The following is a 25985-nucleotide window of genomic DNA, read 5'->3' on the forward strand; positions in this document are numbered from 1 at the left end:
CCCCTGTTAACTTGGATTTATTCTCTTACTACTTCAATTTCTGGATATGTAGATTCAACTAAATCATAAAATTCATTAATAGCATCTTCTTTAGACATTGCACCTGTCTTTATGTTCGAAATAGCATTACCCCATGCATCGTTAATAATCTTGTCATATCGAGTTACCTTTGAATAATCGATGCCTGCAGCCTGCTCCTGCCAGAAGGCATAAAGCTTTTGATTTCCATATACAGGATTCTCATCATCCTTATGCTTTTCAAGAACTGAAATAAGTGAAACTGTGTCTCCCTCAGACTTTTCAATCCACCATTCTGCTGTTTCTTCATCAAGTGTTACCCACTTTAAGAAATCCCATGCAAGATCCTTGTGCTCTGAGTATGCTGAAATACCAATAAAAGTACCACCACCAAATCCATAGGCTGGACCTGAGCATACACCCCACTTACCAGAGGTTTCTCCAACATTGTCTCTAAGTGTGAGAACTCCCCAGCTAGGAAGACCAAATGCAAATACTTCTGTCTTATCAAGATCCTTTGTTGCTTCTTCAAAAGCATCAGCATCCCATACGTTTACAGAATCATCTGCGTAGTTCTGAATATCAGCTGTAAGAATAGGAACCTCTCCTGCCATAGCCTGATACCAAGGTGTAGACCACTGATTTGCATATGCAGTGTAATCATTCTTATAAAGGTCGATTACTAAATCCATGTAGTCTTTTCTTGCCTGTGCAACGTTAAGCTTGCCATCTACCACCCAAGCTGAATCACCTGAGAAATATGACATTTCAGCATCTGATGCGAAGATTCTGTAACCAGCATCCTTAAGTGTCTTTGCAGTATCAAGAAGTGTATTATAATCAGCAAAAAGCTTACCGATTTCTTCTGGATCATCTGTTCCGAAAACCTTCTCAGCAATATCTCTACGATAGTACATACCTGCTGGTGTAATCTGATAAGAGATAGCTCTCTGGATTCCATCACTATCCTGACCAACTTCCCATACATAATCTACAATCTGATCAGCATAATCCTGAGCATTGTATGGCGCCTGATTAAGATCCTCGAAGTATCCTGCGTCATAGAAATCCTCCAGCATCTGTGGCTCTCCAACGATAATGTCTGGTGTTGTCTGTCCACCATTTAAGGCTGTCTGAACCTTTGTGGCGTAATCTGCTGGCTCAATAACAACTGTCTCAATCTGAACATCGTGAGTCTCAGCATACTTCTCAGCAAAAGTCTGTAAATCCTTTGCAAGTGTCCATACAACCAGCTTCTCAGCATCTGCATTTCCAACTGTTGCTGAATCAACGTTATCGCCTTCTAAAGCGGAACCGCTGTCGCTACCATCGCTGCCGCAAGCCACCATAGAAAGTGTCATTGCTCCAACAAGAAGAGTAGCTAAAAGTTTTTTTACTTTCATTTTTTCTTCCTCCCAATATTATTGTTTTTCTTTGATTACTATTTCTGTAACCTTTGTTATATCTGAATTATAGAATTCGTATTGGACTGAAAAAATGATACTTTTTTTAGTTAGGTGTCATTTTTATAGTTATTGATTTTGCCTGACGATTTCTGATTTTTTCTGCAGCCTCACCAAGGATAGATTCGGCTTCAACACTAAGCCTCTCTCCCTCATTAAATTCCACAGTCATGCTTGTAATCCTGTAATCTCCTGGAATATAATTCTGCTTTTCATCAACCTCATAAACTACCTTTGTTTCTCCAAGCATGGTTGCCTCAACCGTATATTTATTATCAGCTTCCAAAAGAAGATACTCTGGAATAGCAGGCTCTGGAGCAAAACAAATCTCACCATCTTTATTAGATGTAAATAAATGTGCACCAAAAAACATAAGCTTCCACATGCTTATAAATTCAATTGTTGAGCCACTTAATCTGGCTACAAACCCCTTTCCGTGAATAGCCTTGTTAGGATTTTTTGAACTTGCAATAAAGGAAGAGTTTTCAAGGGTACTTCTTCCATAGGAATCCTTATCTAAAAATGGAATGGCTGCATCTTTGAAATCACTAAAGAATTCCTCATATAATCCACTACGTAATAGCTCTAACAAATACTTGTACTCCATGTGTAACCATATAGACTCATTTTCCAACCAACCTGGAGTGAAGGCTCTACATCTTCCCAACTCAAAGCTTGCTTCCTCTAAGGATGCATTAACCTTGTACATGGAAAGATTCGCGTCGTACAAATCGCTGTCTTTAATCTTTGAATAAATCTTTCTCTTATCATCCAAGCTACTGTTTAGCTTTAGATAACGAACTGGTCCCTCCAGGAAGTATGGTATTTTTACAAGACTAAAATGCTTTGGAACGATGCCCTTCTCTGTCTCCTCAAATTCGTCCACTTCATAGCTAAAGTATGCCATTGGTATTCCATCCCCAAGCTGAATAGCCTTGTGGATTCCCGCACCAAGTGTTCTATCAAAAGCTTCCAGATAGGTAACGAGCTTTTCGCTGGAAATAGTCTCTAAGTTACCTGAAAGATTTTCATATACTCTTGCTCTATATTCTTCCTTCAAGTCATTTCTCATATTCCAACGAGTAACGGCATCATACTCTTCTTTTTCTACTTCTGATAGATATGAAAGGAAATCTACAATCTCCTCCGGGAAGGCTAAATCTCTTTTACAATCCTTTAAGTTCGTAATTACGAATTTAACCATTCTTGCCAATTCATAGGTCTCATTCATAGAAGAACCAAGCATCCCTGGCAAACCATTTAAGGCATCATACCAACCAGGCTTACCACCTTCCATTTCAACCCCAAGACCTTCTGGGTCCAAAGTAGCAAACTTTATAGCGGAAAGAAGAATTAACTTTGCCATAAGAGACATTTCAACTTCTTTACCATTTTTATCCAAGGCATATCCAGCTTCTTTCAAAGCATTAGCTCTTTCTTCAAGATATTTGTACTGACGAACTCCATTCTTCGTATTTACGTATCTCTCACATCTAGGCTTAACCTTAACTGCAGCATCAAAAGCCTTCACTTTTGTATCAAAAAGTAGTTCATCCTTTTTATCCGGATAAATTTCAAGATAGTCTTCGATTAAATCAAGATTGTAAGTCCAGTGATCACTCCAATATCCCTCACCAAAATCTGCATTAACAGTTTCTATTGCCTGAGTCATAATGTCCTCAAACCTACGCTGGCAGCTTTCATTAAAGTCTCCACCACAAGATGAATCACCATCTACAATAGCTGCCACCAGTTCTCCTGGCGTAAATGGCTGAGATAGCTTTAAATCCTCCACAAGCTTTTCGCTTACCTGGTAACGCATTTGCTCTATCTTTAATGGGTTGTAGCCATCAAGCTGCAATAGGGAATAAAACATCTTTATATTGGTTGCTTCCACATAAGGGCTGAAAAATGTATCACATCGTCTGTTTTGATTTACATCTCTAAAATTCCCATTTCCCTGAGAATAGAACTCTGGCGTCATAGAAAAATAGTTGTAATCACGTTCAAGGTCACCGTGCTTTCTTGAATACACGTAAAAGGTATGATTATCTGTGAGCTTTATAGGCAATCCACCTCTAAGCACATTATCCATATATGTGTAACGACAATAATCATCAAAGGTCTTGTTTGCAGTTTTTGTAGCTACTCCTTCTGTTAATTCATCAGCAAGATTTATAGCCTCCGCAAACTTATCCTCAAAATAACTACTATTAATCTCTTTTGATAAAAAGTTGTTCAATATATCCTTATTTCTTACCTGGCCAATCATTTCATACAAGGTGAAAGTTTCGCCAGCTTCCAGCTCTTTAGACGCACCAAAGAAAGCACATGGTAACTCATTGGAGGTATTCTGATGCTTTCCATATAATTCCTTGAGAGATGTACTCTTAAATCCCTCAGGACTATCCAGTGATAAGTCGTAAGAAAATACCAGGTTTGGATCAACAATTACAGGAAGCTTTTCACCATTACCTAAGCATCCAAAAGCAAAGTTTCCTCCATCTATCTTTTGAACCTCTGCAGAATCCTCCATGCTTACACGCACACGATAATATGGACAATTGATATCTACATCCTCCACCTGCATCCACGCCTTGGTAGTCTGTGCCATCATCTTCAGGCTCTCCTGTCCAACTCCGTATGGAACAAGTGCTGGCATACCATCTAACACCTGAAGAGATTTGCTTTCGCTTCCTTCATTTGTAATTTCCACAACCCTCAAAAGAGCTCCTATAGATTCACCAGGAAGAGTTGTGTAGCTGACATTCACTTTCAACTGAAGCTCATTATTTTTATCTTCAAGAACTAAACCATTCATAAGAACAGTCATCTTGTTTTCTTCGCCAGCCTTGGCAAAGGGTTCATAAAAATCCTCTCCAGATTTTATAAAAGTTCTAAAACCAGTCTTATTTACAGTCTGATAAGCTGTGTGTGCAGGATAAAATTCCATAATTCCGTTGTCCTTATCCCTAACACCAAAGCTTACTACCCCTTGTCCTCGGTTCACGTAGTAACACCAGATAGGAGTACCCTTAATTCCTGCTATTCCAGGAAGAAAACTTGCAAAAGCACTCTTTCTTCCATAATCCTTTATCTCATCCTTTACATTAGAATTTATGTTCATACCATTCTCCTCACTTAAGCTCAATCTCTATAACATGATTTTTTTCATTCCAATTTAGAATCCAGTTTTCTGGGATTGTTACACTTTTACGCTGTGGCTCAACCTTACAGGTTCCATCAAGAATCACCTGCCCTAAGGTGTATTCCCCATAATTTAACTTTTTCTTGTTAATGTATCTAACAACAAAACTATGACCTCTAAAGGGAAGCTTTATTTCAGCTACACCATCCTTATCAAACTGCTCACTTAATAGCTTAGGCTCTATATGTAAATCACCAGCGCTACCTCGCACACCAAAAACCTGAGTAACCATTGTAAGTAAATACCAGCTTGCGGCCCCAGTTAGATAATTGTATAAGCCTCTTCCCTCACCATTGAAGTATTCAGGAATGCCTGGATATATTTTGCTTTTTTCAAAATTTGAAGCAGCCTTAAACAAGGTAATTAATGACTTATAACCCTGTTCAACAAAGCCTCTTTGATATAAGGCATTGCCATACATTACTGACATATGTGAAAACACCGCACCATTTTCCTTATCTCCATAAGAAAAACCAAACATACGCCCCAAGTCAGTTCTAAGCTCCTTAAAATCTGTGTTCAAAACATATCCACCAATTTTCTCTCTAAAAAGATACTTATCCGCAGCTTTGATTATTTCTAGCACAGAATCATTTTTTGCAGTGCCACTCATAATGGAAAATACCTGGCCTGTCAGCATCATCCTCACCTCATCACAAAAACATCCCTCGACCTTTCTTCCCAGATTGTCGTAATAACCGTTGTACCAGCCATTACCCTTGCCATCTTCCACCCATTCTTCCCTTCTAATGAGCTTCATCAGGTAATCGGATTTATGCTCTAATAACAAGGCAATCTTTTCTATATCCACAAGTTCTTTATCTCCAGATATTCCTGTAGCAATCTGTTCTTTGTATCTGTCTAAAACACTATTTCTTGCAATTGGGCTACTGAAAACCTCTAAGGAATCTTCATATAGAAGACTAAGCATCTCGGTAGCTATAGCCATTTGTGTAATACCACTTTTAGCCTTTAGGATTCGCAAATACGTAGCAATATCTTTTAGATTGCCAGCATAGCCACAGGTAAAGGCAACACTTTCTCCTCTATCAGCTGCCATATCTAATGCATCATTCCAATCTGCATTTCTAAGCTTTATTTGGTTATGCTCTCCCACATCGTAAAAAGCTGCAAGATTTTCAAGAAGGATGTGTTCAAACACCGTTCCAACAGGTGGTTTCTTCTGCTCTTTTTCACTAAAATATGTAATTTCCTGATTTAATATGTCCAAATCACCCGTCTGGTCCATATACAATTTAACTGTAAGAAATGGCCAAAAGCCGTGATCCATCCATACTCTTGATATTCCATTTCTATCAGCCTTAAACTCTCCTGGTTTACTACCGATGATTGTGGCATTTGTTCCATCTAATCTGACGCCCTTAAAGTTAGAAAGAATCATCTCTCTTACAACTTCAGAATTCATCAGCAACAAGGCCAAACAATCCTGCCACAGATCTCTCCACCCTCTTCCACCTTTTCCATAATCGTGATGTGGCAAGAAGGAGCATCCAAAAATTCTTCTCAATTCTGGCTGAAAACATATCCACTCCATATAATTATCAAAGGTTTGATTTCCAGTCTTAAAATGAATTGATGTTCTGTTATTCCAAAAATCCTTCACTTCATTAAAAACAGTATCAACCTGATTTTTATTTCTAATAAGACTTCTAACGGAATCCATGTGAGAAATATTCTCATCCTCCGCCAAGCCAATGACCAACTGATAAGTGACAGATTCCTGTGGCCCTATGGTCTTTTTTTCAAATCCCATAACCCCCACAGTCTCTTTTCCATTAACCTCATCACCTGGCTTTTTCCATATATCTGTTTTATCTGTTCCTTTAAGCAGACTCCTTGGTCTAAGATAAGTTCCTCCCTCACCAAGATACTTTTCTGCATCTGCAATAAAAGCTACTGGAAGCTTTCCTTCATCCTCACAGCCAAAAACAAAGTAGGTAACATCATTCTTCTGATGTCCACGTTCATCAAAGGAAAGTGTAGGCTTCATTACAACCCCATCCTGACAAATAACAGCACGGTTCAAAAGTGATGTAACATGTCTATGATCTCTTAAATTGTCAGCACTTCGGCCAAATAGAGGGATAGCCGCAACAGGCTGAAAGCTCACTGCTTTATCACTCTCATTTGTAACTGTAATCTGCATGATTTCTGCATTCTGATTTAGGAGAGGAAATATGGTTGTTGAAGCCTTAACACCTAGTTTTTCATTTGTGCGCTCCAAGGTTTGCCACATTCTTCCAGCCTTAAGGCTGCAAGAATCCTCTTTATCAGTAAATCGATTTGCTTCCTGCTCAGCAGATACTCCTGTAACCGACCACAAATCCTCGTTAAAAATCAAAAAGAAATTTCTAGTGTCCCTATCTGTGCTTAGGTTCATTATGCTTTTTGGACTAATCAAAAAATGATTATAATCTATTTTTGCGTCACCATTAAAATCTGGCGTCACTGCACTCTTTAGCCCCACAAGACTGGCTAAAGGCAAGTACAAACCACTTGTATGATTTGGATTGTTTAATTTAAAGCTACCGTTTTTATCAATAAATTCTATTCCTGACATAAGTTCCTCCCTTCTATAATCTGCTCTAATCTTATGGAAGGCAGGACACTAAAAAAAGGACACCTTTTTTAGACAGGTGTCCTTTTTTATAATTCGTATTTACGTTTTTCTAATCAAATTTGAGAATTGTGTTTAATATTGCTTTAGCACTGTTTTTGAGCTGCTGATGATCAAGCGCACCGAACTCATCTGCCGCCTTTAATCTCTCTGGGAATCCATTTCCCATCTTCAAATCATTTCCAGCATTAAGCTCCTTGTAATGCTCTCCTCTTGTCCACCAATCAGAAATAACCATACCCTCAAATCCCCATTCTTCTCTAAGGATTCCAGTTAACAAATCTCTACTTTCAGAAGCTCGTTCACCATTTATAGCATTATAAGAGCTCATAATTGTATATGGATGTTCTTTCTTAACAACGATTTCAAAAGCCTTTAAATATATCTCTCTAAGAGCTCGCTCTGATACTCTTGAATCACTGTGCTTTCTGTTGGTTTCCTTATTGTTGCAGGCAAAATGCTTCACAGAAACTCCCATATTATTCTTTTGGGTGCCATGCACAAGAGACGATGCCAAAATTCCTGTAAGAACTGGATCCTCGGAATAGTATTCAAAGTTTCTTCCGCACATTGGATTTCTATGAATATTAATTGCAGGAGCAAGCCACACGCAAAGATTGTTTTCCTTAAGCTCCTTTCCGCCTAAATCTCCCACCTCTTCAAGGATTTCTCTATTCCAGGTAGAAGCTAAAAGTGTTGAGCATGGTAGTGCCGTGGTAAGCACTCCTGTTTCAGGTGCTATTCTTACACCCGCTGGACCGTCAGCTGTAACAGCATTTGGAATACCATACTCTGGAAGATTTCCCATACCAAACACGTTTCCCACACCTGTGTTAGGCTGTCCACCAGTCAAATGCAATAAATCATTTAAAGAAAGCTGGTCAACGAATTCATCAAGTGTGATTTTTCCTTCTGCAACCTCTGAGAAAGGATGTGCACCTTCCTTGTAAGGATGCATAAGATAGTATCTTCCTCTTGCTCTTACCTCTGGAGTAAGTGCCTCTTCTGTTCCAGGCTCCATCTTTTGAATTACAGATTCATTAATATCCTTGTGCTGTCCCTGTGGCAAAGCTTCATAACTTCCATCAGAAAGCATTCTCTGCTTCAACTCAACTGGAGCAAGCTTATGACTAAGCTGCTCAATCACCTTATCTTCAGGATTGCTCCAGATTATAGGATCACCTACCAAAGTTGCAGAATCCTGTCCCAGGCTAAAGCTGTAATCACCCTTTTCAAGCACATAGGCAGCTTCCTTTATTTTTCCTAAATCATCAAAAGATGACATTCTATACATATCCATGGATAGAACCATTTCCTGGCTCTCACCTGGTGCCAAAAGCTTTGTTTTTGCAAAATCTCCAAGCTCTCTTGCAGGCTTCAAAAGCTTACCCTGAGGTGCACTATAATAAAGCTGCACTACCTTCTTTCCTGCCACTTTTCCTGTATTTGTTATCTTTACAGTAAAGTAAAATGTATCGTCCTCAAGACTCATAGACAGAAGCTTACTTTCAAAGGATGTGTAGCTAAGCCCATATCCAAATGGATAAACTATTTTGTCAGCCGCACCAGGAATAGTAAGGAAATATCTGTATCCTACATATATGTCCTCGTTATAATCCACATAATCAAAGGATTCATGGAAGCCTTCTGTGGATGGATAATCCTCAAGCTTTCCTGCAAAGGTATCCACCAAACATCCAGATGGATTCACCATTCCAAACAATACGTTTGTAGCAGCGTCACCACCTTCCATGCCGCCCTGTCCCATGTAAAGAGCCGCATTAATGCCCTCTTCCTTAAGCCATCTACAATCAATGATTCCACCAATATTAAGTACAGCAACCACTTTTTTAAAGCTTGCTTTTACAGTATCAATCATTGCTTTTTCTTCTGCTGTAAGATAAAAATCTCCCTCTGGAAAAATCTCAGCAGAAATCTTAGGTAAACTTGTTTCAGTTTCCCAAGGATTAAACTCATTGTCACACTCCACCTTACTTCTATCCCAGCCCTCGCCAGAATATCTATTAATAACTATGATAGCAGTATCTGAAAACTTCTTTGCACCCTCAACAAGTTCATCAGACAACTGTGGCTCAGAAGTCAGTCCAGGACTTCTTCCCTTATCATACTGCGCCTTTATATCTCCCTTATAAAAATCAATAAGTGGCTCATATACCTGTACTCCCTTAGCCTTCAGACCATCATAAAGGGAATGTACATACTTGCAATATACATCACCAGAACCACCGCCACCTTTAACATAATCTACAACCCCTTTTCCAAAAACCGCCACTGGTTGCTCTTTGGAAAGCGGAAGTGTGCCATCATTCTTAAGTAAAACCATACCTTCTTCTGCTGCTGTTCTAGATATGGCAATATGCTCATCACTTCCTGTAACTCTCCTATCACCATTCAGCGGCAAAGAAGGTTGATATAATAACCTAGCCCACTTTTGCATAATTATCCTCCTCATTTATGTCATTTTTATCCATTTTACCCCCACGTACAGAAGATAAACAGTGTTAAATTTTTATATCAGTGTCATTTTTGAATTAGAAAAACTAAGAGCCCCCAAGTAGGCATCAAGCTCTTATATCTCTCAAGCGAAGCTTTCTATGCTGAGCGGAGAGATATTAGGCTTGTAGCCGTAACTTAGGGGCTCGTGGATATTTAATTTACTTGTTTGATCTTCTCCAGATGTTCATCTTCTCAGCCTCTGCAATGAGCTCATCACGGAAGTCAGGATGTGCAATAGAGATAATTGCCTCTGCACGCTCCCACATAGAAAGACCCTTGAGACAAACCTTACCGTACTCTGTAACAAGATAATGTGTGTTAGCACGTGTATCTGTTACGATAGAGCCTTCTGCAAGTGTTGGACGGATACGGCTCTTAACTGTACCATCCTTTGTTGTGAAGGTAGATGAAAGGCAAACAAAGCTCTTTCCACCATTTGAAAGGTAAGCACCAAGTACGAAGTCAAGCTGTCCGCCTGCACCTGAGATGTGCTTTGTTCCAGCCGACTCAGCATTAATCTGACCAAATAAATCTACATCAACTGCGTTGTTGATTGAGATAAAGTTATCAAGTGCAGAAATCTGACGAATGTCGTTTGTATAATCAACTGGTGCACTCATAAGCTCTGGATTCTCATCCATGTAGTCGTACATCTTCTTTGTACCAGCACCGAAAGCATATGTCTGACGGAAACGGTCGATGTTCTTCTTAGCTCCTGTGATCTTGCCAGCCTTAGCAATATCAACGAATGCATCAACGTACATCTCTGTATGAACACCAAGATCCTTAAGGTCTGACTCAGCGATCATAGCACCAACTGTGTTTGGCATACCACCGATACCAAGCTGGAGACATGCACCGTTTGGAATCTCCTCAACGATAAGCTTTGCAACGGCCTTATCAACATCTGTAGGAGCTCCACCTGCACCCATCTCACCGATTGCTGGGTTCTCACCCTCAACAATAGCGTCAACCTTTGAAATATGAACGCCTTCCTCAAAGCCACCAAGACAACGAGGCATGTTCTCATTAACCTCTACGATGATGTGCTTTGACTTCTCAACTGCAGCCATAAGATGTGATGCGTTAGGACCGAAGTTGAAATATCCATGATTGTCCATTGGAGCAACCACAATCATAAGAACATCGTTTGGCTCAATATGCTCACGATAATATCTAGGAAGCTCAGAATATCTAATAGGAGCATAGAAAGAACAACCTCTAGCAATAAGCTTTCTCTCGATACCACCCATATGCCATGAGTTCCAGCAGAAATGCTCAGCTGCATCCTCACGATCAAAGATAGCTGGCTGCTTCATAAGAATACCACCACGAACCTTTACATCTCTAAGCTCGTCTGTGCGTGCAGCAAGTGCCTTATCAAGGGCGTCAGGTGTGCCTGTACACCAACCGTAATCAACCCAATCTCCACTCTTTACTACCTTTACAGCCTCTGCTGCAGTAGTAAGCTTTTTCTTGTACTCAGCTTGAAAATCCATAATAACCTCCGCTCGTTAAAAAATTATCAATTACACTCATTTTATCACTATTCCTCTTTCGCTTCAATTACTTTATTCACTATTCACAATTACAGGGTATATATTATCCCCAGCCCCGCCTGCCCCCGCAGCCCAGCCTTCGGTCCCGGCCCCGCCACCTTTCTATATGGTGAACAAAGCCAAAGAATTTGTATTTTCTAAATGCTACACTGCGCTTTTTTTATAGTAGGCGTCTTTTATATTCATTGCACTTTGGGCGCTACAGTATGCATTGCACAGACACACAATACACTTAGAAATGCTCACACTCAAGGTATATAACTATCAGTTGCTGGAATTTGGAGTGCGCTTAGTGGAATAAAAAATGTGTTTTGATATATATAGGCATGTGCCGCCACGGACGGCGGCACAAGTGCGATTTGCAACAGGACGTTGACATTGAGCACGGTGACTATATATACAAAACACATTTTTTTAATTCCACTTAGCAAATGGAGTATGGAAGCAACTGATAGTTATATACCTTGAGTGTGAGCATTATTTATGCTTATAAGTGTCTGTGCAATGCATACAGTAGCTTCAAAGTGCAACACCAAATAAAAGACACCTACTAAAAGCTCGTTTGTAGCATTAAGAAAATGCAAAATTCATTGTCAATCATGTTCACCATATAGAAAGGTGGCGGGGCCGGGACCGAAGGCTGGGCTGCGGGGGCAGGCAGGGCTGGGGACATAAATAGGCGTGGGTAACTGTGAATAGTGACATACATAAAGCGTAAATAGTGCTATAATAGGGGTAAGAAATTTCATCAGGAGGTATGTAAGACTATGGCAAAACAAGAAATTGAGATTGCTGGTGCTAAGAGGCAAGTTGAGATTACCCCTTTTGAGCATCACACTAAATTTCATGAGACAGATCAACAGGGAATCATTCATACGTCTAATTATGCTAATTGGATGGAGGATGCAAGAATGGATTTGATGGAACAGATGGGGCTTGGCTTCAAGCAGATGCTGGATATGGAAATCAGTTCCCCTGTTATTTCACAGACTATTGAGCATCGCAGCGCTATTCGCTTCGACGAAACAGTTATTATAGATACAAAGCTTCTTTCCTACGATGGTCATGAAATGGAGATTGCATATCGCATTTACGATAAGGCTACTGGAGAGGATCGTGCTGTGGCTAAGAGCCGCCACTGCTTCGTAAATAAAGCTGGTTCGCCAATTTCCATGAAACGTGCGTACCCAGAGCTAGACACAAAATTCTTCGAATTTAAATAACATGCAGTCTCCAAATTTTTCATGCTCCCGCAGGCCACCTTCCATACTCAAGCTAGGCAACTTTCCGCTTCGCGGCTCCCTCCTAGCTTGGCATGGAGCCTTCCTGCTCGCGCTTGCCTAGATTATGCGACTGCATATTAATAATAGCCAGCACATTTGTGCTGGCTATTGGCTTACTTAACGTATTTTTTATCCCTTGGCTCCGATTTCGGCAAGGAGTCTAATTAATTCCAAGTCAGATTCTTGGACTCTGAGATTGGTTTCGATGCGCTCTCCGCTTGCATCAGTAACTGCAATCTCAATGACTGTTCCAGGAGTCATTGCACGACCCTTTACGGCACTAAAAAATGGTACAAGCTTTGGATGATTTGCATTAAATGTCTCCGCTGCACTTCTTACTTTAAATAAATCTGCTGGATTAAATCCCATAGTAGTTATCTCCTTTATTATCTTTAACTATTTAGCATATATTTTACTTGGCTCTGAATAGTTAAATTATATATTTACGTATCAGCTTTCGCAACTCCTCTTCCTTGATAGGCTTTGCGATATAGTCCACAAATCCCAGGCGAACGTACTCCTCTTTTGCACCTACAACTGCGTTGGCTGTCTGCATAATAACAGGAGTATCTTTGTTTAGGTTTGTATCTAGCTTATCAAGAATCTGCTTCAGCTCTATACCATCCATACCAGGCATTAAATGGTCGATGAAGATTAAATCATACTTATTACGTTTAACCTTTTCTATGGCTTCAGCACCGCTTATTGCTGTATCTACCGTTAAATCTGTGTTGCTAAGCAATGCTGAGAAAACTCTAAGGTTAATGGCCACATCGTCCACCACAAGAATCTTGCCAAGTATATCAAAATTCTCATGACGGTCAGCCACACGTCGGTCACCATTAGGTCCCATTGAGAAGGTTCCACAAGGCTCCACAGATCTAATTTCCTGAGGGATTATCACTGTGAAGGAGCTTCCCTTTCCAAGCTCAGACTCTACATGTACGGTACCACCCATAAGCTCCACTAGTTGCTTTGTGATAGTAAGTCCAAGTCCGGTTCCCTCAATTCTCTTATTTTTAAACTCACCAACTCGTCTAAAGGAATCAAACAAGTATGGAATATTTTCCTTTGCAACACCTATTCCTGTGTCTGTGACAGTGGCAATAAGCATCAGCTTACCAGATTCAATCTTGCCTTGAATTGACAATGTCACACGACCTTCAGGAGTATACTTTACAGCATTGGTAAGTAGGTTTGTTATAACCTGAATTATTCGCTCCTTATCTCCTCTAAGTTTTGACGGAAGCACATCGCTCATATCAACCTCAAAGGAAAGTCTGCTTGCTTTTGCTCTAGGTCTGACCAAAGAATAACATTCTCTAACCATATCCATCAAATCATAATCCTCTGGAACAATATCTATCTTGCCGGCTGTAACCTTTGCAAGATCTAGCACCTCATTGACAATTCCAAGGAGATAATTACCTGCACTGTTTACATCTCTGGCGTACTCAAGAATATTGTCCTCTCTACTCTCTCGAAGAATCATCTTGTTCATGCCAAGGATTGCATTGATAGGTGTTCTCATTTCATGAGACATTCTTGTCATGAAAGCTGTGCTGGATTCATGGGCTTGAACTGCTGCAAACATCTCACGCTCGGTATCACGTATATCTCCCAAAGCTCTGATGTACGACATTGTAAGCAAGAACAGTAAGCCAATAATCAAATATAGAGCGTTCATAGTTGTAGGACGATATTTCTTGTAATCGTAAATCTGAATAACACCCATTATGATTGCGCCGATAAGTCCCACAAATTCCATCCAGTAAGATCTAACCTTACCCTGTATAAAATCAGGGATAACAGTGAGAAGATATACCAGCATTGTGAGTATGATTGCTAAAAATGCAATTGGTAGCAGGTTGCTAAGGTCTGTGTCATTGTAGAACTGGAGAAGAATTGCAACCATAACTGAGAATTCCTCCAGAACAACCACTACCATGTACAGCACTCGATATCGTCCTTCCTGAAGCTTGTCAAAATACATTGCCATAGCAATTGGTAGTAGTCCCAGACTCACATAGGTCATATAAGACAATAGCGAGAAATTTGGAACAAAGAATTGTCTACAGCTACTTTCAGCCAACGACCAAGTTCCTGCACAAATCATTGTCCAGCCGACATAGAACAATGAAATGGTCTTATTGTAGGCTATCTTTACATTTACACCGATTATGAAAGCGATAATTCCAAGAGTAACTAAGAACAATGTAAGTAATAAGGTATATCTTTCCCTATTATATACATTCATAATTATTCCAACCTGAGAACCTATATTGATTTCATCAATAACGCCGGAATAATTATTGTCACCCTTGAAAACAATCATTACGTCCTTGCCATCATCAGATGGATGAAGAGGAACAAATAGAACTGTTCCTGGACTGTTTTCTCCAAACAAACGAGTTTTCTTGGTAGTAAATTCGTAGCGAAGCTCCTCTCCCACATAAACCTTTACATCTTGCTTATTTGAGTTAAAGCTTAAATAACAATCTCTATCTGACCAGGTCTTGAGAGTATTTTTAATGACAAATTCATGAGAAACCTCTGGATTATATTGTCCTGGAACTGCAATAGGCTCCAGGCTTCCATCAACATGAATTCTTTCCCACCCCTCGTTGAAATGATCCAACTGCATGTCCGTGTAGGTTCTTTCATCAGGTAAGCTATACTCCCCAATAAAAACCAAGCTAATAATAAATAAAAACAGCAATATAGCAACTATAAATATTAGTCCATATAAAAAACTACTTGTCTTTTTCATGCCAGACTCCCGTAATATACATATTTTCAAGATATAGTATAAATTTTTAGGGTACAATAAACAACAAGTTACGAAAATCGTCACAAAATTTTAATATAATAAGCCTGTTTAGAACTATTGTCGGGCTTCAATGGGAGGCATTTTATGGCAAGTACAGAACAAATAGCAAAGGAATACTACGATAAAGGAACTAGTCTAATTCGCATTAACAGTCTAGAACTGGGAATAGACAACCTGAATATGGCCAAATCCATCTACGAAGAGCTGGGTGATTCCACCAACTATATCATGACTCTTCGAGGCTTAGCTATTGCCTACGGAATAATGGGCTACGACAGTAAGATGCTATATAAATGTCTTAACGCCTTTGACTATCTAGATAAGAATCAAATCAAAGGAGCCAAGCACTATTTCTACACTGTAATATGTAACCGCTATATGCTGCTTGGTGACTATGACAGTGCAGTTAATTATGGAAAAATGGCTATGCAGGATTTGGAGGATTATGGTACGGAATTCGAGAATACTCCTAATGGATATCTTGTGGTATGTCTTAATCTAGCCTACTCATACCTCCATATTCACCGTTTAGCAGAAGCTGAAACCTACATTAAGAGGGCAACAGAAATAGCTTTTAAAAATGACATTCACTATCACGATTTATCCTTATCGGTTTTAAGCGCAAACCTCCATTATCAACAGGGGGATATAGAATATGTACATCAGCATTTAGAAGAGTTTGGCGGCTTCATGAAAAGTCCGGAAATAACACTTCAGGATTATTTGGAGGATTTGACTCTTCTTATAGAAACCTTCTGTAGTATGAAGGAATATGACCGTGCTGAAGCAGTTGCACAAAACCTAGAGTCAAGTGCCACTATTTCCAATAATCCAGCTCTTAAACTGGAAACAGCAAAGCTTTATATGAAGGTGTATAAAATCAGTGGCAATACTGAAAAATATCATCAGGCCTGTGTAAAATATGCGGAAGAAGCCATTGCCTGCGATCAGGCCCAGGCTGCTGAGCACTTAGTTGAGATGGACACTTCAATTGCATTGTCTATTGCAGACACACCAACAGAATTAATATAATATTTTGTATGAATAAGAAAAAATTAGGGATAATAATAGTTGTGGTTCTAGCTCTGGCCATATTTGTAAAAGCAGAGCTCACTTACAATCCTACCGTAAGAATTTTGGCTTCTGTCATCGACTTTTCAGAGTCCACTTTGAACAGCCAGGATTACCTTGCCTACAACATCGATTTGAAGGATTTATTTAGAAATTACACAAACTCTGACATAAGCTATTCTGGCACAGCCTACATCAAAAAGTTAGAAGGCTTCCCATATTCTATCAGTGGAACAATAAAAGGAGAACGTTCTGCAGTTCAAAAGAAGTTTTCTTGCAAATCAGACTTGGATGTTTTGGTTATGAATGTAGGTAAAATGGAAGTATATGCCCAGGACCAAACCGTTTATCTTGTTATGCCAATGCTTGGGGATATTTCTTATGGTTTCAACACAGGAAATGACTTATTTCTTACAGCACCAAACCTAAACAACGATCTTAATAGAGATTGGTTCCATAAAAATAAGGGTAATATCTTCCATTTCGTCAGAAGTATAAAGATTGAAAAGTCCGATGCAAAATATATTGACGAGGATGGAACAGAAAGTTCAGAGTTCAATATCACCATTCCTCAGGGGCAGGGTGATTTCATTTGGGAATTGCTTGGAATGGACGCTCCAGACCATGATATTAAGTGCTCTATCTACCTTGATAGTCACAACCACACCAGAAAAATCACCTTTGATTTATCTCACAAAACACCAGGAGCCTACATTTCTGTGTTTGGAAACAACCTTAGCACCATTGAAATGTACGCCCCACTTCCTGATGGAGAGCAGGTCACTGCCACCATCAAACGAAATGGTGAAACAGACTACACTAATTCCTTCAGTGACAACATCACTTACACCAGCAACAATGGAAAAGCCTACACCATTGATTGCACCACTCTTCTAAATTACGTGGATGAAGGAATGAAAGTAGAAGTTTCAAACTTTGAAGTAAAAGAAAATGAAAAAGTCTTGGCCGAGGGTTACATGAAGGGCAAGGTTACAACTAAAGAAAATATGGGCGACGTTTTCAAAAACGCAGGCGTCGATTTATCAGATGTTACAGTCATAGATTGGAAGACAATAAAAAATGACACCGCCTCATTTATAGACGATGTCATTTCACAAGCTCGTGAAAATGTAAGTATTTTCAATCTCTTTGAATAATTACTCTTCTCGGGCACCACTTAAGAGCTTGTACAAAAGGTCATAAAGCTGTTGTACTTCCTCTGGTGCGAGATTAACACATTTGCCCATTTGAGCAGGTATTGAACATGCCTGCTCTTTTAATTTCTCTCCTTCAGGAGTAACAGTTATAATAAGGTTTCTCTCGTCATCCTTTGAACGACTTCTTGTAACATATCCCTTCTGTTCAAGCTTCTTTAAAACAGGTGTAAGTGTTCCTGAATCAAGAAACAGCTTATCCCCCAAAGCCTTTACAGTAATCTCTCCTTCTTCCCACAAAACCAGCAGGGTAATATACTGGGTATAAGTAAGATCCAAAGGATCCAAATAAGGCTTATATCTTCTAACTATTTCCTTTGAACAGGCATATAGCGGAAAACATAGCTGATTAGATATTCTTAAGCAATCGTATTTGGTAGACATCTTACTCACCTCAAATTAAATATTTTTTGATACGAATTCTTTTAATACATCCTTTGGAGCAAATCCAACATTCATATCAACTTTCTGACCATCCTTTAAAACAACTAAAGCTGGTATATTCATTATACCATATTCTCTAGCTAAATCAGGGTTTTCATCAGTATCAATGCTATAAAATTTAGCCTCAGAAGCCATTTCCTCTGAAACTTCCTCTAAAACTGGAGCAAGCATCTTACATGGGCCACACCATGTAGCATTGAAATCCAATACTGAGATTCCTGCCTTGTCCATTGAATTAAATTCCTCTGTTGTAATTTTCTTTACCATAATAAAACTCCTTTCCTAACCTCTATTGTTTTATTTGTCTTATTTATTTGACTGTAAATATGAAACAGCTGAAAGTGCCGCAACGTTTCCTTCGCCAGCTGCCTTAATGTACTGATATGGTGTACCTGTAATATCGCCACATGCAAACAATCCTTTAATATTTGTAGCCATGCTTCTATCCACCTGAACATGGTTTCCATCCATTGTAAGACCAGGTACAAGCTGAGATGGAGCAATCTGCTGTCTTAAGATAAAGATTCCATCTGCGCTAAGTGTATCCCCTTCTGTAACAAGTATTGATTTATCCTCCTGGCGATCAATTGACTTTGGTTTAACCTCTTTGATAACTTCAATATTTCCGCCAAGAGTTCCTGCGTATTCATACTGTGGAAGATAATAAACCTTCGCTGCTCTCTCTGCTAAGAATTCTGCCTCTGGCTCATCCTCTGGACTATATGCAAGGATGATTGCTGTTCTTCCATTATACAACGCCGCATCACAAGTTGCACAATAGCTAACGCCTCTTCCTAAGTTTTCCATTTCACCTGGGAATGGCTTCATGGCAGACATACCTGCTGCAACAATAACTGAGCTGGCCTCATAATCACTATTGTGGCCCTGAAGAGCAAAATACTGTCCCATAGAATATACAGCATTGATTTTATCTTCTGTAATTTCAACGCCCATATCAGTCACATGCTTCAAAAATGCTTTAGCCATTTCATCGCCTTTAACATCAGGTAATCCAAGATAGTTCTGAATTGTATGGGCCTTTGAAACTTTATCTGATGAATCCTTGCTTCCAATTAATAACACTGATTTATTTCTAACCTTTGCTGTAAGTGCAGCTTCTAAACCTGCAGGTCCTGTTCCTATTATAGCAATGTCGTATCTTTCCATAATTATAACACCTCCGACAATTAAATTGCACACAACCTTTTGATTAATTTGATTGTACACAATTAAATTTTGTTTGTCAACAGTATTTATTAGAAATAATAAAAAAGCGCTGGGACAATTAAATCCCAACGCTTAAGCTTTATAACTTAGCTGTTCTTTTTCTTGATAACAATACAAATAGCTGCGGATACTGCTGCAATGAATGCTGCAACAACACCCCAAATCCATGGACCTCTGCTTGTGTGCTTACCAGCAAGTGGATTCTCCTCATCCTGGATTTTTACTTCTTCTTTTGCTTCAATATTTGTTTCCTGCTTGATTTCCTCTTCTTCAGTAACCTCAGGTTCTAAATCATATACAGAATCAACTGTTGTAGCTCTCTTAGTAGAAGACTTTGTTGTTCTACCACTCTGTGGTGCAACTGTATCTTCCTCAAGAACCTGTTCCTTACCAGTGATGCTAGAGAAAGTCTCTACATCCCCTACTGGATACGACTTGTTGTCCCTATATGACTCATTGTTTGAGCTGTCATCACTTGCGCTTGAATAAGAAGATGATGACTGATTGCTTCCGCTATTGTTTGCTGAAGAATTCTTCTTAGTAAAGAGCTTTGTAATATCAAAGTGCTTTACTGCTGTGTTGATAGTGTTAACAAGCTTTTTACCTGTAACGTATGTCATCTCTCCAAGATATCCTGGAAGATCTGCCATAGACTTGATTGACTGCTTAACAATCATAGGACAATCAACCTTAACAACACCTGTGTCCATGCCAACCTCAACATAGTAATTGCTCTTTTTAGGTACTCCATTTTCGTCTGTGATAACCTGACCATTGGAATCTGTCTCATAGCCATAGGTTGAGTTCCAAGCCTCACAACCAACTGTTGAACAGTTGTGAGTAATGATATTGAAATAGCTGTTCTTAGCGAATGCATCAAGCATAACGTTAAGCTCCTGCTGTGTTGCCTCTCTCTCAATTACCTGGTTAGGACCCTGATCATAAGCATACTTCTGATTGAAAAGCTCACGGTTAATCCATACGCCACCTTCAGTTCTAACATTTGTAGCATAATCAACGAAGATTGCGAAATCCTTCTGAAGACTCTCCATGATTTCCTGCTGATGCTCGCGAACATATTCCTCGTCTACGTTCTCGCCTGTAGCAGCGCTCCAAAGCTTTGCAATATCTGCATCGTTGTGAGCGAAAATTCTGGTTGCTTCTGGAAGATATACGTTCTGAATGGCCTCGTTTGTATCAAGCATTCCGTAGTTTCCAATAGAAACATAATCACCACGGTTTAATGTAACAGTTCCTGCCTCACCAATTGTGTGGTTCTGTTCCTGATACATATCTTTTGCTGCCTCAGCCCTCTCAGCCTCGTTAGCATCTGTGATTTCATCAACTGTGCTTCTCCAAGAAACTACTGAACCATCTGGATTGTCACAAGCTTCATCAAGCTTTGCTTTGTATTCTGGATTTGTTACATAGTAGCCATAGAGATTGTCAATTGAAATCTCAAGATTGTCTACATAGCTAGTGTAAACAATATAAACATGACCATGTGTAGGATTTCCTGTAGACTCGTCATGACGTGCAACAAGTCTAACTGAACCTAATACACCACCTGCCATACCGCGCTCCCAAGGAGCTGTGTCATCAGCATCGTTAATTCCGTCACCATCTGTATCAAGCTTACATGGATCAGAATTGAGAACAACATATTCGATGCCATCCTCTGAAATAATGCTAACTTCCTGACCATTTAAAAGACCGTCACCATCTAAATCGTCAGTTGCCTGTACCTCTTCATAAGAAAGAGAACCGAAAGCCTTAGCTCCATCCTTTGTAAGGACTTCGCCATCACAAAGACGCTTTGTCATTAAATCAGAAATACCATCTTCATTAAAGTCTTCATTGTCCTTTGGCTCAAGAAGCTCACGCTCTGCGCGCTCCTTCTCAAGTCTTTCTTTTTCTTCCTGTTCCTTCTTTAAAAGTTCTTCCTCAGTAAGAAGCTCTTCTGTTTCCTCAGGATTCTCAGCTTCAACATCCTCTGATGCTTCCTCAGCCATTTCATCAGTCACTTCCTCAGTAACTTCCTCATCTGAAGCATCATCGTTTGTCTCTGTTGGCTCTGTCTCTGCTGTCTCAACTTCTGCTGCTTCGTTGCTTAACGCCTCAGCTGCAGGAGTCTGCTCAGCTACCTGGGAATCTATTGTTTCATTGCTAGGTTCTACATTTACTGTCTCGTCTGAATTGAGCTCTTCTGCATAAGAAGAGACTGGCACTAGTGAGCCTGCTGTAATAGCACCGGCAAGGGCAAGAGATGCCACTTTGTAATACTTTTTCACAATAACTTCCTCCCTATATAATATTACCGAAAAACATTATATCATATAACACTTTGTTAGAAAACTAATTTTTTATTTTCAGTTTCCTTTTGTTGAATAAACCCCGCAGCGCAAGCTGCGGGGCTTAATTATCAATATATCAAACTAGGTATCTTTAAATAATTACACTCTTATATCTTAAAGGAATCCTTAATGTTCTTTAATTCGTCAGAGTTTGCTTCTGTTTCTCCAACCACCTTAACAACACCATCAGAAAGTGTTGCCACATCTGTAGCCTTCTCAGCTACCGTTGTAACAGCATCAGCTGCTTCAGCAACGGTCTTTGAAATCTGTTCAACAGAATCAGAAATAGCTGTTGTAGATCCCTGCAACTCTGTGATTCTTTCTGAAATATGGTCCATGGTATCTGAAAAGCTTTCTGAATCAAGCTTGTAGTCATCAGCCATCTTTAAGAAGTTCTCATAATCATTGGCAATATCATTTTCTATGTACTGTAATGTTCTTGTAAGACATTCATTCATAGAAGAAACAGATTCCTGAACTTCTGCAACGATTTCCATAATACCTGCTACTGTATCGCTAGACTGAGTTGCCAATCCACCAATTTCTGTAGCAACAACGGCGAAGCCTCGTCCTGCCTCACCAGCTCTGGCTGCTTCAATGGAAGCATTAAGAGCAAGCAGGTTTGTCTGGCTTGCAATATCCTGAATTGAAGATGCCAACGAATTAATCTTTTCAACTGACTTTGATTTTTCCAGAGCTTCCTGTCCCTGTGCGTTGATTTCTTTGTATATTCTTTCTGTTTTTTCCTTGGCAGCTATTGTGTCATTATAAACATTATTTGCTTTCTTCTTGATTTCCTTAGCATTTTCAGCACCACTGGTAGCCTCATCTGCAATCATATCTGCATTGGCCTTAATGCTATTAGTCTTCTCACTTATTAAATCAGTGGTAGCACTAGTTTCCTCCATGCTAGCTGCAAGTTCCTCTGAAGTTGCAGAGTTATCAGCATTGGCAGAATCAATCTCCAAGGTAGTATCCTTAAGTCTAAGAGCATGGCCCTCCAAATCAACAGAAATACCTGCAATCTTGTTTACTATATCTTTCAGGCTTTCCTGCATATTTGAAACTGCACGGGCCATTACACCGGTCTCATCCTTGTTGCCTTCAATCTTTGTAACCTCTGTAGAGGTGAAATCTAACTGTCCTACTTTATCTACAACCTGTGTGATGATAGCAATCGGTCTAGTAATTCCTCTAGCTGCAATAATACCAATAAACAATACAACTGCAGCAACGATTAAAGAGAATACAAGTCCTAAATTTCTAATGGCATTAATTTCAGCCACAATATCTGTATCATCAGCTACACAAACTGAAACCCAACCTGACTCGTCGAGAACCTTAAAGGCACTATATTTCTTTACACCATTTTCATCCACATAACTGTAGATTCCACTGTGCTCATAATTTCCTGTAGGAATATCCTTTAACAGCTGATTAACAGAGGCATTGGTAACAATAGTTCCTACCTTCTCATCCTTCTTGTGGTAAATAAATTCACCTTTTTCATTTACTATATAGATGTAGCTTGAGCTTATACCATTAAGTCCTCTCCCTTCAAGGATAGGCTTAAGCACATCAAAGGTTACATTCTCAACACCCTTGTCCTTGATTTCAAGCTCTACAAGCTCCGCACTCATAGAAGCAAGATCCTTCATGTTATTCTCATTTACCGTTTGGATTGTTCGTTTAGCACTTGGAATAATATATCCAACATTAAGCATAAAGAATGCTACAATGGCGATAACAACCAGCGCTAAAATCTTCACATATATCGAGTGAATATTAAAGCTACCTTTTTCTGACTTCATGTACGAACTCCTCTCTCTTCTCTTAGAAAGCCTACCGTATCATTTAGAGTATAGTTGGTATGTATGGATATTTAATGAAAAAAGTGAGTAGTTTTTATTTAAAAAGGATGTACAGCAATAAAAAGAGGATTCTAGTCATCCGCTAGAATCCTTACTGATAATTATCATTTATTTTACTGTAGTTTTAAATCTCCGCTCTTAACCCAGCCCATCTGCTTGAGTCTATTATTAATAAATGGGCAAATGATTGCTGGAAGCACAAAACAAATTAAGATAAGTCCAGCCCAATCAAATGGTGTGATGGCGCCTCTCTTGCCAGCGGCAATATCATTGAGCCAACCGGTATATACACCAATCTGACCAACTAATCCGCAGGTACCCATTCCTGAAGAAACTGCGGCTCCGTTCATTTCCATCTTAAAGACGCAGGTTGCAATTGGACCTGTAATAGCCGAACAGAGAATAGGAGCAATCCAAATACGTGGATTCTTGATGATGTTTGGCATCTGAAGCATAGAAGTACCAATTCCCTGAGACACAAGACCTCCCCATTTATTCTCCTTAAAGCTCATGCATGCAAAACCTACCATCTGCGCACAACAGCCTGCAACTGCCGCTCCGCCAGCTAGTCCTGTAAGTGAAAGTGCGGCACAAATAGCTGCTGATGAAATAGGAAGTGTAAGTGCTATACCAACAATTACTGAAACAAGGATTCCCATCAAAAATGGCTGTTTTGTTGTAGCCCACATAATTAGTGTGCCAACCTTGCTTGCTGCTTGTCCTAATGCTGGAGCCCACCACTGTGCCAGGGCAATTCCCACACCAATAGTAACAAGTGGTGTAACAAGGATATCAATTTTTGTTTCCTTAGAGATAGCTTTTCCAACCTCTGTGGAAATAATTGCAATAAATAAAACTGCAAGTGGGCCACCTGCACCACCAAGTGCATTTGCAGCAAAGCCAACGCTAATTAGAGAGAATAAAACAAGGGGTGGTGCCTGAAGGGCAGAACCAATGGCAACAGCCATAGCTGGACCACTCATTGCGACAGCCAACCCTCCCACGGTATATTCAACACCTGCGATTGTAGCAACAGATGTGGTTAGGTAAGCAATGTGAAATTGAGCTCCAATAGTGTTGATAATAGTTCCAATTAGAAGTGAACAGAACAAGCCCTGAGCCATGGCCCCAAGGGCGTCTATTAAATATCTCTTTACTGATATTTCAATATTTTTTTTCTTTAAAAAACTGATCATATAATTATTCCTCCCGACAATCCAATATTTTAATGTAATTAGCATGCATATACAACAAAAGCTTTAGCTTCTTCTCTCGTCTTTATACATAAGCAACATTTCCCACCAACTTGGTTAGAGGTTCAAAAAATCTTCACATGACAATTTTTGAATATGATGTTATAATTTGATTATAAAATGCAGAACTATGATTATTAAATAACGTTTTAGAAGATTGGAGTGGTGGTAATGAAAATTCAATCTAATGTAAACACTGTAAAGTATCAGAATCATCTCAATAGCATGAAGGCTAATGAGACAAAGCATAACAAAGCAGCCAAGGAGCTTGCAACAGGAAAAAAGGTTAATACAGCCGCAGATGATGCAACTGCGCTTGCAATATCACAACAGATTATGAAGGAGGCTTCTTCTTTAAAGACTGGAAGCAACAATATTTCTTATGGAATTGGAGCTTTGAATGTTGCAGATGGAGCTATGGCTAATATTGGAGATTCTCTAGGTGACATTCAGCAGAACACTATTCGTGCTATGAATGGTCTTTATTCAGAAAGCGATAGAAATATCCTTCAAGAAGCAAATAGACAGTCTGTTGAAACCATAAATCATACTATTAATCAGGCAAAGTATAATGAAAAGAATCTTTTAGATGGATCTTCAGGTGATATTAATATCTACACCGGTGCTTCTAGTTCCACAATAAAAGAAATAGATGCAAAAGCCGCTATGGCTGACCTGGAAAATTTTGATATTTCAGGTAACCCAGACAAGATTTCAACAGATACAATCGATAAAGCATATTCTGATTTAAATAAGATGCGCAGTCAGGTTGGTGCAGAAACTAACGGTCTTGAATCAGCTTACAATGCAAATAACAACACCGTTGAAAATCTTACAGCTGCCCAGGCTAGGAAAGAAGATGCAGATTTTTATAAATCTGTAACAGACTATAAAAATAGCGGTGTTGTAGGTGCAGCCCAGAATATGACAATGAAGAATCAAATGGAAAGCCAGGAAAATTTGGTTAATAAATTGTTCCAAGGCTAATTTGAAATAGAAAATTTAATATGCTCCCCCTGGCCCAAGTTGGTAAAG

Annotated in this window: 17 protein-coding genes; 4 read left to right on the forward strand and 13 right to left on the reverse strand. The window is 39.4% G+C overall.

Annotation, left to right across the window (positions count from 1 at the left end):
* Window positions 1-17: 17 nt before the first annotated feature.
* The 5 genes from BLR54_RS04445 to BLR54_RS04465 form a co-directional block, all read right to left on the reverse strand.
* Window positions 18-1421: an ABC transporter substrate-binding protein gene (locus tag BLR54_RS04445; RefSeq protein ID WP_090417398.1), complete on the reverse strand. Its 1404-nt coding sequence runs from the start codon at window positions 1419-1421 to the stop codon at window positions 18-20.
* A 106-nt stretch (window positions 1422-1527) separates the two neighbouring features.
* Window positions 1528-4608 carry a hypothetical protein gene (locus BLR54_RS04450; RefSeq protein WP_090417402.1) on the reverse strand — a complete coding sequence of 1027 codons (3081 nt, stop codon included), beginning with the start codon at window positions 4606-4608 and terminating at the stop codon, window positions 1528-1530.
* A gap of 10 nt (window positions 4609-4618) precedes the next feature.
* Window positions 4619-7270 (reverse strand): GH36-type glycosyl hydrolase domain-containing protein, encoded by a 2652-nt coding sequence (locus tag BLR54_RS04455; RefSeq protein WP_090417404.1) that lies wholly within the window; start codon window positions 7268-7270, stop codon window positions 4619-4621.
* A 109-nt stretch (window positions 7271-7379) separates the two neighbouring features.
* Entirely contained in the window at window positions 7380-9785 is a 2406-nt protein-coding gene (locus BLR54_RS04460; RefSeq protein ID WP_090417406.1) for a glycoside hydrolase family 3 protein, read from the reverse strand.
* A 217-nt stretch (window positions 9786-10002) separates the two neighbouring features.
* Window positions 10003-11343: a butyryl-CoA:acetate CoA-transferase gene (locus BLR54_RS04465; protein WP_090417409.1), complete on the reverse strand. Its 1341-nt coding sequence runs from the start codon at window positions 11341-11343 to the stop codon at window positions 10003-10005.
* An 827-nt stretch (window positions 11344-12170) separates the two neighbouring features.
* Here BLR54_RS04465 and BLR54_RS04470 point away from each other — a divergent pair.
* The gene (locus tag BLR54_RS04470) at window positions 12171-12626 is read left to right on the forward strand and encodes an acyl-CoA thioesterase (RefSeq protein ID WP_090417411.1); all 456 of its coding nucleotides are present in this window, start codon (window positions 12171-12173) and stop codon (window positions 12624-12626) included.
* A 189-nt stretch (window positions 12627-12815) separates the two neighbouring features.
* Here BLR54_RS04470 and BLR54_RS04475 read toward each other — a convergent pair whose 3' ends face one another.
* Window positions 12816-13055, reverse strand: coding sequence for a hypothetical protein (locus BLR54_RS04475; protein ID WP_090417414.1), 240 nt, complete (start codon window positions 13053-13055; stop codon window positions 12816-12818).
* Between the two features lie 61 nt (window positions 13056-13116).
* Window positions 13117-15456 (reverse strand): ATP-binding response regulator, encoded by a 2340-nt coding sequence (locus BLR54_RS04480; RefSeq protein ID WP_090417416.1) that lies wholly within the window; start codon window positions 15454-15456, stop codon window positions 13117-13119.
* Window positions 15457-15600: 144 nt separating this feature from the next.
* Between BLR54_RS04480 and BLR54_RS04485 the strand changes: the two genes are divergently transcribed.
* Window positions 15601-16548: a hypothetical protein gene (locus BLR54_RS04485; RefSeq protein WP_090417418.1), complete on the forward strand. Its 948-nt coding sequence runs from the start codon at window positions 15601-15603 to the stop codon at window positions 16546-16548.
* An 8-nt stretch (window positions 16549-16556) separates the two neighbouring features.
* Window positions 16557-17744: a hypothetical protein gene (locus BLR54_RS04490; RefSeq protein ID WP_090417420.1), complete on the forward strand. Its 1188-nt coding sequence runs from the start codon at window positions 16557-16559 to the stop codon at window positions 17742-17744.
* Here the strand turns inward: BLR54_RS04490 and BLR54_RS04495 are convergent, their stop codons facing one another.
* From BLR54_RS04495 to BLR54_RS04520, 6 genes are all read right to left on the reverse strand, one after another.
* Window positions 17745-18185 (reverse strand): MarR family winged helix-turn-helix transcriptional regulator, encoded by a 441-nt coding sequence (locus BLR54_RS04495; protein WP_090417422.1) that lies wholly within the window; start codon window positions 18183-18185, stop codon window positions 17745-17747. It lies immediately after the preceding gene.
* A gap of 15 nt (window positions 18186-18200) precedes the next feature.
* Window positions 18201-18512 (reverse strand): thioredoxin, encoded by a 312-nt coding sequence (trxA, locus tag BLR54_RS04500; RefSeq protein WP_090417424.1) that lies wholly within the window; start codon window positions 18510-18512, stop codon window positions 18201-18203.
* A 39-nt stretch (window positions 18513-18551) separates the two neighbouring features.
* Window positions 18552-19412 (reverse strand): NAD(P)/FAD-dependent oxidoreductase, encoded by an 861-nt coding sequence (locus BLR54_RS04505; RefSeq protein WP_090417426.1) that lies wholly within the window; start codon window positions 19410-19412, stop codon window positions 18552-18554.
* 146 nt (window positions 19413-19558) lie between these two features.
* Window positions 19559-21763, reverse strand: a complete 2205-nt coding sequence (locus BLR54_RS04510; RefSeq protein WP_090417428.1) for a hypothetical protein — start codon at window positions 21761-21763, stop codon at window positions 19559-19561.
* Window positions 21764-21933: 170 nt separating this feature from the next.
* Entirely contained in the window at window positions 21934-23637 is a 1704-nt protein-coding gene (locus BLR54_RS04515) for a methyl-accepting chemotaxis protein (protein ID WP_090417430.1), read from the reverse strand.
* 173 nt (window positions 23638-23810) lie between these two features.
* The gene (locus BLR54_RS04520) at window positions 23811-24893 is read right to left on the reverse strand and encodes a PTS sugar transporter subunit IIC (protein WP_090417432.1); all 1083 of its coding nucleotides are present in this window, start codon (window positions 24891-24893) and stop codon (window positions 23811-23813) included.
* 228 nt (window positions 24894-25121) lie between these two features.
* On the opposite strand from BLR54_RS04520, the gene BLR54_RS04525 reads away from it, so the two are divergent.
* Window positions 25122-25937 carry a flagellin gene (locus tag BLR54_RS04525; protein WP_090417434.1) on the forward strand — a complete coding sequence of 272 codons (816 nt, stop codon included), beginning with the start codon at window positions 25122-25124 and terminating at the stop codon, window positions 25935-25937.
* The last annotated feature ends 48 nt before the right edge of the window (window positions 25938-25985 follow it).

Source organism: Pseudobutyrivibrio sp. YE44 (assembly GCF_900104335.1).
Lineage (GTDB): Bacteria > Bacillota > Clostridia > Lachnospirales > Lachnospiraceae > Pseudobutyrivibrio.